This is a genomic window from Pseudomonas uvaldensis, from assembly GCF_021271205.1.
Lineage (GTDB): Bacteria > Pseudomonadota > Gammaproteobacteria > Pseudomonadales > Pseudomonadaceae > Aquipseudomonas > Aquipseudomonas uvaldensis.
Genome location: NZ_JAIWKS010000005.1, coordinates 538,489 through 552,539, shown reverse-complemented (window position 1 = coordinate 552,539; position 14,051 = coordinate 538,489). Strand labels below are relative to the sequence as shown.

Sequence of the window (14,051 nt, the reverse complement as noted above, 5' to 3'; positions counted from 1 at the left end):
AGGCTCGCTCCCACAATGGGTCAGAACATCATCCGCCATTGTCCCATCAAGGCATGGCTGCGGTTGTCGTTACCCGTTTCACCGCTGTAACCCACCCCTAGCGTATGCCGTGGCGAGACCGTCAGGTCCAGTCCTGCTTCGAGAAGCAAGCTGTCACGATCCAGCTCGGTACCTTCAACTGTATAGGCATCTCCCCCGGCTACCAGGCTCTGGCGGGCGCTGCCCGTCACATCGCCGTAGATGTGTTTCCAACCGACGTTGAGGCGGGGTGTCAACTGCACGCCCTGATCAAGGGCAAAGACACGGGCGAGGCGCAGGCCCAGGGTGCTGTTGTAATAGTCCTGGGTCTGGCCGTCGACCTTCAATGCCGCGTCGCCACCTTTTTCCGTATAGCGGTCGCGTTCATAGCGTTGGTAACCCAGGAGGGCATAGGGTTCGACCACCAGAGGGGCGCTACCCAGGTTGTAGCCGATTTGCCCGAACACCTGCTGGGTGTTGGCATCGTAACGCCCCTTGAGACGATCAGTGAAACCGTTGAAAGCCACGTGGCGCTTGGTGCTGCCATCATGGTCGCCATAAACGGCGCCCAGGCGCAGGGCCCATGGCCCGCCCTGACGCAAGGCGTAGGCGCCCAGGTACCAACTGTCGAGTTCGCCGTCGAATCGATAACCGTCCAGACGTGTTTGCGTCTTGCTGCCGATGATTCCCAGGCGCCATTCAGGACTGACAGCCCAATCGGTCCCCAACATCAGGCCCTTTGTCGAATGTTTCAGGGCCTCGCTTTCCCATTGCCTGCCAACCACTCCGCTGTTGCCGATGGCCTGGACCCAGACCTGACCGTCGGGGGACGCGCTTCCCGGCGTTTGTCGGCCCATGGCCGAAAGCATGCCGGTGCTGATCGGGGCGATGCTGTTCAGGGTGGCATTGGCCAGGTCTGCCGTGGGAGAGCCGGTCAGTTGATCGATGGCATCGGCGGCGACGATTCGGTTGCTGCCCAGCAGGGCGGTGATGGCGGCGTTGGGCTTGGCAACGGGTTGAGCGGCGCGTGGCTGCCTGACGGCTACTTGCGCGGCGGGGGCTTTGATGGGGGGCTCGGCGGGTTTGGGTATCGGTACAGGTACTCTCGTTTTGTCGTCAGGTGCCTGTGCGACGGCCGGCGTCTGCACCGACTTGGGCTCCGGTGCTGGGATAGCTTGCGGTTCTCTGGCGTTCGCCGCGAATTCCCGACCATTATCGGACGTTGCGGCCGCGTCGAGCGGAACGTCGTTGCGGGCGTAGATCAGATTCACCTGTGTCGCCTCGTAACGGGGCGTCGCGGTCATGTAGGCAAGCTCATTGACGACGTTTCCGAATTCACCCTCGACCCTGGAAGCCTTGATAACGGTGTGTTCGCGGGAGTCGAGGTATTCCCCCGGTGCGGCATCGATCTTTAACGTTGCGTTTTTGAGCGCTGCGGTGCCTTCGACATTGATCGTGGCGCTGTCCCCGGCAGGATTGAGGCCGTAGACCAGCACTGCGGTTTCCGACAATGAGAAATCCCTCATCACCGAGGGGGCGCCAGTCGTTGGACCGACTTCCAGCTGCCCCGCCACATGCAGATCTCCCACTGTGCCGTTGCCACCGAACCAGGCCTTTTCATGCACATCGACACGGCCGCTCACCGTGCCCGAATTCGTCATCCGGGCACCGGACTCGATGGCCACGCCGTGCGTCACGGTCCCTTGATTGTCGAACCCGCCGAGGACCCCGACCTGACCCTGTATCCGGCCGGTATTGAGCAGCGTGGTGTCGGGCTCGATCACGCTCCAACCATCGAAATCGCCGGTGTGCGTCCAGTTGCCACTTGTGACATGCAACGCCTCGAAGTTAATCGCTTTATCCAAGTGGGGGTACTTGGCGGCATCCAAGCGCAGGACATTGGCTCCACCGCCTCCGTCCAGGACTCCAGGAAACTTTCCGCCTGCGCTGATGATCACGAGGTCGTTGGACTTGTTCCATATCGCGTCGCCCTTACGCGGTTTTTTCGCATGGGTGCGCTTGGTGTCGGCAGCGTTTGCGATCGCTTCGAGGCGCTCTTTCTGCGCAGCGGTCGTGGAGAGATCGGCGGGCGGCTGGGCCAGGGAAATGTCGGCGAAGCCGAGTACCAGAGCAACCGCCAGGGCAAGGTGTTGAGGCGGATATAAGTGTTGGGTAGGCATCGAATGTGGCCTCTCATGGGAAGAAGCCGCACTTTAGAAATTCCAACCCTGGGCGTGATGCCGGTGGTTTCCTCGTTTCTGGCGGGACATGAGGGATGCGATGCGTAGGTTGGGTCGAAGTGTGCTCACGTCATCGCCCGTTGACTTCCATGACGTGAGGCGTTGCCCTACAGCCTGATCGGACCTGTCTGTTTGACCGCCTGGGAATCTTCAACTCCGCTTGAGATATGCCTTCCCATAATGTCGCTCCATCCGCGCCTGGATCAGCTCCAGGGCGATGGACATCAGCCAGTAGATGATTGCCGCCGTGGTGAGCATTTCGATGTAGCGGTAGCTGGAGCGGCCATAAGACTGCGCCAGAAACATCACCTCCCAGACGCCCATCACCGAGATCAGGGACGAGTCCTTGAGCATGGAGATGAATTGGTTGGTGGTCGGCGGGATGATGGTGCGCATGGCCTGGGGCAGGGTAACGCGCCAGAAGATTACGGTGTCGCTCAGGCCCAGGGCCAGGGAGGCTTCGCGCTGTCCATGAGGCACGCCGAGAATGCCGGCGCGGAAGATTTCACTCAGGTAGGCGCCGTAGTTCAGCGACAGGGCGATCACGCCGGCGGCGATTGCGCCGGGAACCACGCCCAGTTGTGGCAGGCCGAGGTAGATCAAGAGGATCTGGATCAGCAGCGGGGTGCCACGGAAGAACGATGCGTAGAAGCTGGCAATGCCGAACGCCACGGCGCTGCTGGATAACCTTGCCAGGGCGGCTGCGAAGCCCAGCAGTGACGAAGCGATGATCGAACACAGGCACAGGAACAGGGTGAGCGCCGCCCCTTGCAGAAATCCATTCGGTGCCAGGTGCAGGCCGACCAGGTTTGGCAGCTTATCGAGGATGATGGAGAACTTCAGATCGAAGGTCAGGAAAAAACTCGCGAACAGCACCAGCATGGCGACCCAGGTCAGGTACAGCCGTGTGCGAAAGCCGAAGATTTTCTGCAGGCGCGACTGAGCCACCGCTTGCGGTGGCTCGGAAGGGGACGGGAAAGAGGTCATTGGGTGATGTCGGCGCCGATCCATTTTTGCGAGAGTTTGCTCAAGGTACCGTCCTGTTTCAACTGCGCGAAGACTTCACGCACCTTGCTGTCCCACTGTGCATCGCCCTTTTCGATGGCTACCGAGTTCGGTTCGGAATACAAAGGCTCGCCCGCCAGCTTGAAGCGCTTGTCTTCGGTCAGGCGTGGCTGGGCGGTCACCAGGTTGGTCAGTACCGCGTCCAGTCGTACCCCGGCGCCCAGGCCCAAGTCCTGAAAGGCCACGTTGTCGGTGTCGTAAGGCGCGATTTGCACGTTTTCGAAGGGGTAGCTCAACTGAGTGTCTTCAGCGCCTTCAATCACCAGGTTCTTGTTCAGGTAGCTCTCGTAGCTGGAGGCGCTGGTCAGGCCGACTTTCTTGCCGCTCAGGTCCTTGGCGCCCTGGATGCTGTCGTCCTTGGCGTTGACCACGATCACCGCCGGCGAAGCGTAGTACTGCACCGGGAAGTCGAAGACTTCGGCGCGCGCCTTGCTCGGGGTCATGGAGCAGATGCAGATGTCGTAGCGACCGCTCCAATGCCCGGCGGCGATCACGTCCCAGGACGGCGTTTCCAGGCGCAATTTCACGCCGAGTTTCTGCGCCACCGCCTTGGCCACGTCCACATCGAACCCATCAAGTTGGTTCTGCTCGTTCAAGAACGAAAAGGGCGGGTAGCTTTCCATCAGGACGCCGACCAGTTCCTTTTTCTGTTCGATGCGGTCCAGCGTTGCACCGGCGAACGCTTGCGATGTGGCGGCCAGCAGTGTCAGGCCGAGGGCCAGCAGTGGTTGAAGTTTCATGTAAGGCCCCTGGCTGAAAATACAGGTTGTGGTTAACTAAAGAGTGCGTATTAAATAGTTATAAGAACGGCTCCGGTAGTGAGTTATTTTCATAAGCTTATGAGTGAATCGCATATGGGCTCAGCAAAGACAGTCATTCTGGATGGCGGCATGGGCCGCGAACTGCAACGCCGGGGCGCGCCGTTCCGACAGCCCGAGTGGTCGGCGCTGGCCCTGAGTGAAGCGCCCCAAGCGGTTGAGGACGTGCACGCGGCTTATATCGCCAGCGGCGCCAACGTCATCACCAGCAACAGCTACGCGGTGGTGCCGTTTCATATCGGCGAAGCGCGTTTCGCCGAGGAGGGCCAGGCATTGGCGGCGCTGGCCGGAGAGCTGGCGCGGCGGGCCGTTCAGGCGTCCGGCAAGGCGGTACGGGTGGCAGGGTCCTTGCCACCCTTGTTCGGGTCCTACCGGCCCGATCTGTTCGATGCGTCCCGCGCCGGCGAATTGCTCGCGCCTCTGGTGACCGGACTGGCCCCCCATGTCGATCTGTGGCTGGCCGAAACCCAAAGCTCGACGGTCGAAGCGAAGGCGATTCACGCCGGCTTGCCAAGCGACGGAAAACCGTTCTGGCTATCGTTTACCTTGAAGGATGAAGACACCGACGAAGTGCCGCGCCTGCGTTCCGGGGAGCCAGTGGCGGATGCGGCGGTGGTGGCGGTGGAACTGGGCGTGGAAGCGCTGCTGTTCAACTGCAGCCAGCCGGAGGTCATCGGCGCTGCGATCGATGCCGCGCGGGAAACCTTCGAACGCCTGGGTGTGAAGATCCACATCGGTGCCTATGCCAATGCATTCCCTCCACAACCGAAGGAAGCGACGGCCAACGACGGCCTGGATCCATTGCGCGACGACCTCGATCCGCCGGGTTACCTCCAGTGGGCCGCCGACTGGCAGAAGCGCGGCGCGAGCCACTTGGGCGGTTGCTGCGGGATCGGGCCGGAGCACATTGCAGTGTTGGCGCAAAAGCTGGCCTGAACCCTTTAGAAGACATGGCGGCTTACACTTCGCCGCCGTCGCGATACATATGTATGTCATCGCTGATCGAACGAGGCGATAGGTTCCCGGTTCCTCAACAACAACCGGGACCTCTCCTTGAAACCCATCAGCCTGTTACCCAACGGTATTCGTTTTCAGCCGCATACATTCGCCGATCAATGGCTCGGTCAATGGGGCCTGACCGGTGACGCGCAGGTTCAAGTCACTTACCAGGAAGTGACGACCATCGATTCGGCCGCCGAGCGGAAAACCGCCTGGGTTCCATTGCGCAGCGCCGTCACCCAAGGCTTCCTGGCGGCTCATCAAAGCCGGGCCTCTTCTTCCGCCTCTTCGCCCCGCGACGGCTGGGTCTATCCCCACCGAAGTCACATGGCCCTGGACTACTCGTCGCTACGCGCCCATGGTAAAGCCCTCTCGCAAGAGGTCCTGCAGCAATTGCGAGCCGGCATTGCGCCCGGTTACCAGGGCATCGGACAACCCGTTGTCACTGAAGTGGATGCCCAGGGCAATTTGCTCGGCGCCCGTGAAAAAGAGCAACTGCGACAACTGGGTCTCCTGGATGCCAATCAGGTGAAGCTGGCCCGATTGTTCGCCGCGCTTCCAACGTTCGACACGGTACTCAAGAACCTGCTGGTGAGCAGGATCAAGGCCAGGATCCCCGAAGGAAAATTCCATGCAACGGCACTCCAGCAAATGGACCCGGATCACTGTTACGTGAATCACTTCACCGTCGACTCGACGGGGCAGCGTTCGCTGATTTCCTCGCAACGCTTTACCGATGTCCTGCTGAGCTGCCTGGCATCGGATACACCGCCCACCTACACAGTCGCTGGCGTGGGGTTCTTCGCTCGTCCGGATGCGGTGGAAGAAGCCGACAGCCTGCTGGCCAGCCCCTTGGATCAGAGGACCGCAGCGACCATGGAATCGGTCTTCTACATCGCTCAGCCGGTAACTGACGAAAGCCTCAAGCGCCAGTTCCTCGATGACCTTATCGCGTTTCGTGCGAACAAAAGCGTAGGGGCCGTACTCGATACGCCACCCCCCTCCACGGCAGAAGCGGCGCTGGCTCATTTGTTGGGCCGGCGCTTCCTGTATCTGTTCGATCTATACAAGGCTGATCGGGATCCGACCCTTCAACTGACCCAGAGTGAGCGCAACCTTCGCAACGACGAAGATCGTCTGCTGGACCTCATCACGACCCATCCTGCCATGGCGGACCGAAACCGCCTGCTGCGGGCGCCCATTCCCCATGCCTACGCCGTCATGCTCGACATGGGTGCCGCGACGCCCCGTAAATGGCCGGGTGCAATGGTGATCAAACGGGCCGATCAGCCTTTCTTGTTCCTGTATTCACTGGAAGGCGGGATACAAAGGTTCCGCACCGTCCAGGAACTGATCCAGAAGACAGACCCCCTCTTCGAGGGACAAAAGCGCAAGATCAGGGATATTTCCTCTGAATTGTCAGGGCACGTCTTCGAAACAGCGGCCGATGACCTGCTGCGCTGGCAAAGCACCGCACTGGACGCCTATCTGAGTGCTCCGGCAACCGGATTGCTCAGCTTGCCCGCCTTCGTCCTGGGTGTGGACGATGCGCTCGAGCTGCCCATGTTGTCCCTTGCCGGGCCCTTGGCTGTCCGCCAGGAGGCGCTGGTGGAAGACAATCGCCCCGATTTTTTCAAAGCGGCGAGTTCTTCCCAGAGATCCCATTACCGCAGTCTGGAATTGCGGGCACTGGAGGCTGCCTTTACGTTGGCGAGCAGCGATATCAAGACTTTGCCGCTGTTCACTCGCCAGAAGATCAGGCAGTACCTGCAGACCACCGTGCACCCGGATATAGATCCCGATCCGGATCAGTCCATGGTCACATTTTTCTATGGCAAAAGGGCAAACCCGAGGCAGTCCCGTGTTACCAGCCTGACCCAGTTGGTATTGGATAACCTGCGACCATCCCAGTACCCGAACGCCATGAGGGAGGTGCTGAGTGTCTACATCGTCGATTCGGACGGCGAGCGTATACGGAACCCGGCCAACGGTTATTTCGTCACGCTGAGCGGGAGAGAACTGGCCAGGATGGTGACGAGCATCGATGCCGGTGGAAGTTATGAGGCCATGCTCAGGGAAGAAATGAATAAACCGGCCTACAAGAAGGCCTGGCAGACCGCGTATCTGGCGAATCTGAAATTCAAGGGGCATGAGGCATCGCTCAAGGGCGACGCCGTGTTCAAGACCCGAGTGCTCGACAAGGCTTTCAGCCCACCGAAATCGACGAAAAAACTTGCCCTCTGGCTGGACGCTGTCCTGCGCTCGCCATCGGCCGAGGCGCGCCCCCCGGTCATGGGGCGCACGGTGCATGTCCATGGTCTGGTTCTGGGCGGCAGCATGGCCGCCGGCGGCCAGCACGTCCGAATGGGCAATGCAGTCAGCATCAATGGAGTGCTGGTGTTTTCCGATCAAGAAGGGCCGCAGATCAAGGGCACCGTGGGCGTTTATTTTCCCGACAGTCCCGAGGGCGAGGATTTCCATGAGTTCGCTGACCTGAGCGATGGGGTTGCCGAGCTGTTGCCACGGGAGGACTGGCAGGCGTATTTCCGCTCACGCATTTCCACGAATGACCCGGTACAGATAAAGCGGACCTTGGGCCAACAAGGCGGACGCCCGCTGATCCGCGGCGCGTTGATTGCCGGTGATCTGCTTGAAGTGCTCCATCGGGCCCACGTGAATTTCCACAGTGCCCATGCCGATCACCGCTCCAACAGCAATCGCAATGTCCGCCATCAAACCTATGGCAGGCTGGGACAGATGGTGATCGAGATCGTCATGGAACTGGCCGGTATGTTCCTGGCACCGGGTTTCCAGATGCTCAAGAGCGCTATCAAGACCGGCTTGCTGATTTACCGGACCGGGGCTATCCCGCTGAACCTGAAGACCCTGGCATTCGTGCATGCCGTGGCGAACCATGGCGGATGGCGCCTGACCCGAGGCGCGGCCGTATCCACTCGCGGGCAGTCCTTTTTTCGGGCGGTGACCGCCCGCCAGAGCCAGGACGAAGCCCTGGCCGGACTTCCCCTGGACGCAGCGATCTATGGCCCTTATGCCGTGACGGATGCATCGGTGATACGCGGGCTGACCGCCGACGCCCGGGGGTTCTACCGCGCAACGGTCAGCAATGCAGCTACCGGTAATGTGACGGCGCGTCCGGTGTACGTGCGGCAACCCGACGGCACGGTGTTCCGTGTGCATGACCACACGAGGCTGGATACAACCGAGGCCACCCTCGTCAACCCGATGACGGGGCTGGATATCCGTTCCAGCGGGGTGATGCGCAGTACCGTGGCGCGGATGTCCGATGGGGAATGGCGTGCAGTGGGCTTCGGCCGCGGCGGTGGAAAGCGACCGGGTGATCCGGCTCCGCAGCCGGGGCCGTCGAAACCCAAGATAGCGGCCATTTCGTCCTCCGGCCTCTCCGCGCAGATCCGTACACCCGGCACCTGGAACAACCAGCTGATGGACCTGATTCCGTCGATCATGACGCGCCTGCCCAGTTGGCCGCAAAACCGCAGCCTGCTGATCATCAACAGGCAATCGCCTGAACACGTCTGGGAGGTGCGCTTTACTTCCGGGCAGGAAGAAACCATCTATCCGATGGAAAACCATCCCGACAGGACGGATACGGATATCGTCCTGGTTCGCATGACCCAGCACCATTACAGCCTGGAGTTGGGAGGTAAAGTTGTGGAAATCCCAGGTGATGGCGATTGTTTTTTCAATGCCGTCACCCGCGGGCTGAACGAAGGGCAGGCCCAGGACGCATTTTCGATGCAAGGCTTGCGAAACGAAGTGGCCGACTATGTTGATGGCAATCCTCATATCGGGCACTACGTCGCACCACCCCCCACCCGAGCTCAAGAAGCGCTCTTCGAGAACGCGCCCTCGCTGGATAACTTGTTGGGCCAGGCGGCGATGCTCGACCTGACCCGGATCGTTTATGGCGCGCCCAATCCCCATCGTCTTTTCCAGCCGACCTTGCGTTACCTGGACCTACATGCAAACAGCTCAGTGCGTACGGCGATCACCGCAGATCCTGGCACCCGATTGCCGCCGGAAATTCTCCAGCAGGTCGGGCGCTTATTGTCGCAGCGGCCTCCGGCCAGATTGGCGCCCAGCATCAACGTGCCGTACTCCGGAGAAGAAAGACAGGCCATGAAGCAGCTGTTCGAAGACCTCCTGATAGGTCCTGTCGAGCATCAGCTGGTGCAGCAACTGCTTAATGATCAGTTCTTGCTGATTTCCAACGATGTGGCGCACATCCTGCTGGAATATGGCGTCACCGCCAGACAACTGATAGATCATCATCCCAACAACAGTTCGGCCTACGTTCTGCATGAGGAAGCGCTGCACGGTCATCTGGACGAGGATCAGTTGGAAGCGCTGCTCGACGGAGCTTACCTGGTCAACCGCGATGATCTGGATGATGCCAGTGACCTACTGCTGGCCGATGCCGGCAGGTACGTCGAGGAGACGTCTGAGCTGTTCGATCATTTTATCTACACGGACACAGCCGAGCGGACCGTTGATTTGCTCAGGACGGCCCTCGGGCGTTTCCCCGACTTGCTGAGGCGGGCGAATCTACTCCTGCGGTCGCCGGTCATCGCGCATAACCTGGGCGGCCTGTTGCGCGTCAGTGAAGTGGCCAGGTGGTTACGTAATCCCGCTCTGTCCGACTTGCGGTACCAGCTCATTGCCGAGTATGCCAGCAGCCGCCATAGCGAGTTGCAGCGCACAGAAAACATCAATATCGACTGGATGCAGTTGTTCGACGACCGGAACCTGCAAAGTATCGTCACGCGACAAGAAGAGCTGGCAGATTTCCTGGTGTTTCTGGGAGGTGCCTGGGGCAACATAATGGACAACGATATACCTGCGGTCGGCAAACTGTTCAGCTTCCCGGGACAGCTTCCGTCCAATAGCAGGGTTGCGTTGTTATTCGATACGCCAAATCTCTGGAGCTCCTTGCAGAAACTGCGCAGGGACTATGCCGGTCAGATCTGGGCCGACCTGATCGGGCCATATTTCAGCGACGCCACCATTCGACGTGCACTGGCCGAACCCAGGGTACTGAATTCCGAGCTGCATCTGGCCCTTGCCTTGAGAAGCGCCCTTGGACCGGAAGAGTTCCGCGCCAACCAGATCATGCAGCGCCTGCTCTCCGTCGGCCAACGCCGGGCCCAGCAGTATCTCTACAATTTTGATTTCCCCACCAACCGCCTGGGCCATAGCCGTCTGGATTTTGCGGTGTATGTGGAGAGCCACTTGACCATCCCGGACTGGGCCTGGCAATACGCAAGGCGTGGTGTCACTCCCGATTCGCTGAAGCAGATTGGTGAGATGAAGCCCAAGTCTGAGTAAGTGCTATTGGTTTGTGGTGGCTGAAGTGTCGCCATCGCGAGCCCTGCTCGCGATGACGGACCTTCAGTCAACTACCTGCGTCCGGCACTCCACCAGACTGCGCACCTGCCCACCCTCGCTCTGGTTCTCCTCGCTCAACCATCGTTCGAACCCCGCGCCAATCGCCGGCCATTCCGAGTCGAGCATCGAATACCAGGCCGTGTCGCGGTTCTGTCCCTTGACCACCATGTGCTGGCGGAACACCCCTTCGAAGGTGAAGCCCAGCCGTTCGGCCGCGTATCTGGAGCGGGCGTTGGCGTTGTTGCACTTCCATTCCAGACGCCGATAACCCAGGGCGAAAGCCTCTTTGGCCAACAGGTAGACCGCTTCGGTGCTTTTCGGCGAGCGCTGCATCGGCGCACCAAAGGTCACATGGCCAATCTCGATGCGACCCTGGGCCGGTACGATGGACATCAGGCTGAGGATACCCTGCACATCGCCACTGGCGCGGTCGATCACGGTGAAGAAATAGGGGTCGGTGTTGGCGGCGTGGTTGTCCAGCCACGCGTCGAAAGCCTTGCGCTCCGGGAAGGGACCATAAGGCAGGTAGTCCCACAGCTTCGGATCGGCGCCGGGGCCTTCCAGGGCTTGCCAGAGACCGTCACCATGGCGCGCCGGATCAAGCTTCTCCAAGCGGATGAAACGGCCTTCGATCAGCCGGGTGGACGGCGCCGGGACACCTTTCCAATCGGCGAGTGAAATCGACATGCTGTGCTCCTAAAGGGCTTGGCGAAATTGAATGAAGCCTGGGCGTTCGGCGATGCGTTCATAAAGCTGGATCGCCGTTGCATTGGTCTCGTGGGTCAGCCAATGGACCTTGCAGCACCCGTCGGCCTTGGCGGTGGCGTAGACGAATTCGATGAGCTGGCGACCGATCCCGGTGCCCCGGCTTTTTTCGGTCACCAGCAGGTCCTGCAGGTAGCAGGAGTTCTCGATGCTCCAGTTCGAGCGGTGGTAAATGAAATGCACCAGGCCTACCGCAACATCGCCGTCCCAGGCGAGCGCGCCGTGGGTCGGCTCGCGGTCATCGAGCAGGCGTTGCCAAGTGCTTTGGGTGACCGCGTCCGGCAGTTCGGTCTTATAGAACCGCAGGTAGGCCTGCCACAATGGCAGCCAGGCGACGTGATCGGCAGCGGTGACTAAGCGGATCCTGAGTTGGCTCATCTTCATTCCTCGGTCGATGGGACAGGCATCAGGCGTGCGAGGGCCTGGTCCTGTGGGGTGGGACTGGCGGCGAGCCCGTTGCGCACCCCGGCTGCATCGGCAGGGGTGCGGTTCTGGCTGAGCTTGCGTTTGCCTTCCAGGCGCTGGATCGGCAAGGCGAAGCCGACGATGGCCTTGAGCATGCTGTCGATGTAGTCGGGCGGCGCATCATCGACTTTCCACGGCTGGGCGCGGCCGGCTTCGTGACGGTCGGTGAGGGCACTTACCAGGTTGCGCAAGCGATGGGCGTCGCTGAAGACTTCGGCGGTGCCGTAGGCATGCACGGCCAGGTAGTTCCAGGTCGGCACGACTTTGCCGTGCTCGGCTTTGCCGGGGTAGAACGCGGGGCTGACGTAGGCGTCGGCCCCGGCGAATATCACCAATGCCTCGGCGCCGGCTTCCAGGTCGCGCCATTGTGGGTTGGCCCGGGCCAGGTGCCCGTACAGGGTACCGTTGGGACCTTGCTGCGGGTCCAGCAACAGGGGCAAGTGACTGGCCTGCAAACCCAGCTCGCCTTGGGTAACCAATACGGCCAGGCGGCATTCGCCGATCATGTGATGCAGTTGGGTCAACTCTTCAACGGCAAAGGCTTTGGGGTTGTACATGGCGATTTTCCTTGGCGAATGCGTACATCCTAGGCAGGCTATTGGTCTGTTGTAAGAGCCACTTTCAGCAAATTCAATCGGACCATTTTGAGGGTGCTGTGATGACCAATGCGGTGCCGCCGCTGTCCTTCAATCCCGCCGGAATCGAGCTGGACCGGCGCCACGGGCTGAGTCGTCAGCTTTACCAAGCCTTGCGTTCGCGGGTGTTGGACGGGCGCTTGGCCAGTGGTACGCGCCTGCCGGCCAGCCGCGATCTGGCGGCGGCGCTGTCGATATCGCGCAATAGCGTGGTACGGGCCTACGATCAGCTCTATGCCGAGGGTTTCATCGAAGGGCGAGTGGGGGACGGCACTTATGTGGCAACGCTGTCTTCATTGGCGTTGCCCTTGAAAAACATATCCACAAAAGTATCCACAGGGTTTTCTACAGGCTTATCCCCAGGTTTATCCACAAAAACCTCTCTGGATTGGCTCGATCTGCCAGTGGCGCCCGTCAGTAAAGTTATCCACAGCGGTGGCTTGGAACGGGTCGAAAAGCATCATCTGAACCCGCCGCCCAGTGGACCTCCCCGGGCATTCCGGGTCGGCGTACCGGCCTTCGATCTGTTTCCCTTCGACGTCTGGGCCAAGCTGAACGCGGCTTTCTGGCGCAAACCGGATCTGCAGCAGTTGTGTTATGGCGACTCCCAGGGCGACGCACGTTTGCGCAGTCTGATTGCCGCGTACTTGCGAAGCTCTCGGGGCTTGCACTGCACGGCTGAACAAATTGTGATCACCAGTGGGGCCCAACAGGGCATCAGCCTTTGTGCACAGCTGTTGGTGGATCCTGGTGACATTGTCGCTGTGGAAAACCCTGGCTATCGCGCCGCCGGGCATGCGTTTTCGGTCGCCGGCGCCGAAGTGCGCGGAGTGCCTGTGGACAACGAGGGGCTGGATTGCGCAGCGCTCGGTACGTTGAGCAACTGTCGGCTGGCGTACGTCACCCCGTCCCACCAGTATCCGCTCGGTGTCGTCATGAGCCTGGCCCGGCGGCTGGAGCTGCTGGCCTGGGCCGAACGCAACGACGGCTGGATCGTCGAGGACGACTATGACGGCGAATACCGCTACAGCGGCGCGCCGCTGGCTCCGCTGGCGGCACTGGATCGCCAGGGACGTGTCCTGTATGTCGGGACATTCGGCAAAGTCGCATTCCCGGCCTTGCGACTGGGCTATCTGGTGTTACCACCGGGTCTGGTGGACGCCTTCGCCCGTCGCCGTGCGGTGGACGTGCGCCATTCGGAAGTCAGCACCCAGGCGGTGATGGCCGAATTCATGGCGGCCGGGCATTTCCAGCGGCACATCCGGCGCATGCGACGGGCCGCGTTGGCGCGGCGCGATGCGTTGCTTGCGGGGTGGCCGAAGGCTATAGAAGGTGTCGGAACCTTGCCCACGGTCGTGGCCGGGCTGCATGTCACGGTGCCGGTGGACAGTGTCGAGCGCGAGCGTGAACTGATCGACCAAGCGACTCGCGCAGGTGTCGAAATCAATGGACTGAGCAGTTATTGGCTGCCCACCACACCGGCGTCGAACGTGCGTGCCGGGCTCGTGCTGGGGTTTGCGGCCGTCCCGCCAGTGGCGATCGACGCGGCACTGGCGAGCCTGGACAGGGCATGGAACGGGGACGGTTGAACACTGAGCACCAAGGGACGCCCAGTGCTCGGG

General features: G+C 60.9%; 9 protein-coding genes. 3 read left to right on the top strand and 6 right to left on the bottom strand.

The genetic code is table 11. From position 1 onward, the window contains the following. Nucleotides 1–20: 20 nt before the first annotated feature. From LCU97_RS14875 to LCU97_RS14865, 3 genes are all read right to left on the bottom strand, one after another. Nucleotides 21–2,198, bottom strand: coding sequence for an autotransporter domain-containing protein (locus LCU97_RS14875; protein ID WP_232776970.1), 2,178 nt, complete (start codon nucleotides 2,196–2,198; stop codon nucleotides 21–23). A 210-nt stretch (nucleotides 2,199–2,408) separates the two neighbouring features. Beyond that, nucleotides 2,409–3,245 (bottom strand): amino acid ABC transporter permease, encoded by an 837-nt coding sequence (locus tag LCU97_RS14870; protein WP_053148975.1) that lies wholly within the window; start codon nucleotides 3,243–3,245, stop codon nucleotides 2,409–2,411. After that, entirely contained in the window at nucleotides 3,242–4,063 is an 822-nt protein-coding gene (locus LCU97_RS14865) for an ABC transporter substrate-binding protein (RefSeq protein WP_053148972.1), read from the bottom strand. Before LCU97_RS14865 ends, LCU97_RS14870 begins: the two co-directional genes overlap by 4 nt. Before the next feature lie 114 nt (nucleotides 4,064–4,177). Here LCU97_RS14865 and LCU97_RS14860 point away from each other — a divergent pair, with 114 nt between their 5' ends. After that, the gene (locus LCU97_RS14860) at nucleotides 4,178–5,077 is read left to right on the top strand and encodes a homocysteine S-methyltransferase family protein (protein WP_232776969.1); all 900 of its coding nucleotides are present in this window, start codon (nucleotides 4,178–4,180) and stop codon (nucleotides 5,075–5,077) included. A 117-nt stretch (nucleotides 5,078–5,194) separates the two neighbouring features. After that, entirely contained in the window at nucleotides 5,195–10,504 is a 5,310-nt protein-coding gene (locus tag LCU97_RS14855) for an OTU domain-containing protein (RefSeq protein ID WP_232776968.1), read from the top strand. A 63-nt stretch (nucleotides 10,505–10,567) separates the two neighbouring features. Here the strand turns inward: LCU97_RS14855 and LCU97_RS14850 are convergent, their stop codons facing one another. The 3 genes from LCU97_RS14850 to LCU97_RS14840 are packed head-to-tail and all read right to left on the bottom strand — an operon-like array spanning nucleotide 10,568 to nucleotide 12,351. Beyond that, nucleotides 10,568–11,251, bottom strand: a complete 684-nt coding sequence (locus LCU97_RS14850) for a GNAT family N-acetyltransferase (protein ID WP_053148964.1) — start codon at nucleotides 11,249–11,251, stop codon at nucleotides 10,568–10,570. Between the two features lie 9 nt (nucleotides 11,252–11,260). Continuing rightward, entirely contained in the window at nucleotides 11,261–11,707 is a 447-nt protein-coding gene (locus LCU97_RS14845; RefSeq protein ID WP_053148961.1) for a GNAT family N-acetyltransferase, read from the bottom strand. A 2-nt stretch (nucleotides 11,708–11,709) separates the two neighbouring features. Further along, nucleotides 11,710–12,351, bottom strand: coding sequence for an FMN-binding negative transcriptional regulator (locus LCU97_RS14840; protein WP_232776967.1), 642 nt, complete (start codon nucleotides 12,349–12,351; stop codon nucleotides 11,710–11,712). 101 nt (nucleotides 12,352–12,452) lie between these two features. On the opposite strand from LCU97_RS14840, the gene pdxR reads away from it, so the two are divergent. Next, a complete protein-coding gene (gene pdxR / locus LCU97_RS14835) occupies nucleotides 12,453–14,018 on the top strand; it encodes a MocR-like pyridoxine biosynthesis transcription factor PdxR (RefSeq protein WP_232776966.1) in 1,566 nt (521 codons plus the stop codon). Nucleotides 14,019–14,051 lie beyond the last annotated feature (33 nt).

Coding starts and splice junctions, on each gene's coding strand:
- pdxR (WP_232776966.1), top strand. CDS start 12,453: ATGACCAATGCGGTGCCGCCGCTGTCCTTCAATCCCGCCGGAATCGAG.
- LCU97_RS14850 (WP_053148964.1), bottom strand. CDS start 11,251: ATGTCGATTTCACTCGCCGATTGGAAAGGTGTCCCGGCGCCGTCCACC.
- LCU97_RS14845 (WP_053148961.1), bottom strand. CDS start 11,707: ATGAGCCAACTCAGGATCCGCTTAGTCACCGCTGCCGATCACGTCGCC.
- LCU97_RS14875 (WP_232776970.1), bottom strand. CDS start 2,198: ATGCCTACCCAACACTTATATCCGCCTCAACACCTTGCCCTGGCGGTT.
- LCU97_RS14865 (WP_053148972.1), bottom strand. CDS start 4,063: ATGAAACTTCAACCACTGCTGGCCCTCGGCCTGACACTGCTGGCCGCC.
- LCU97_RS14860 (WP_232776969.1), top strand. CDS start 4,178: ATGGGCTCAGCAAAGACAGTCATTCTGGATGGCGGCATGGGCCGCGAA.
- LCU97_RS14840 (WP_232776967.1), bottom strand. CDS start 12,351: ATGTACAACCCCAAAGCCTTTGCCGTTGAAGAGTTGACCCAACTGCAT.
- LCU97_RS14870 (WP_053148975.1), bottom strand. CDS start 3,245: ATGACCTCTTTCCCGTCCCCTTCCGAGCCACCGCAAGCGGTGGCTCAG.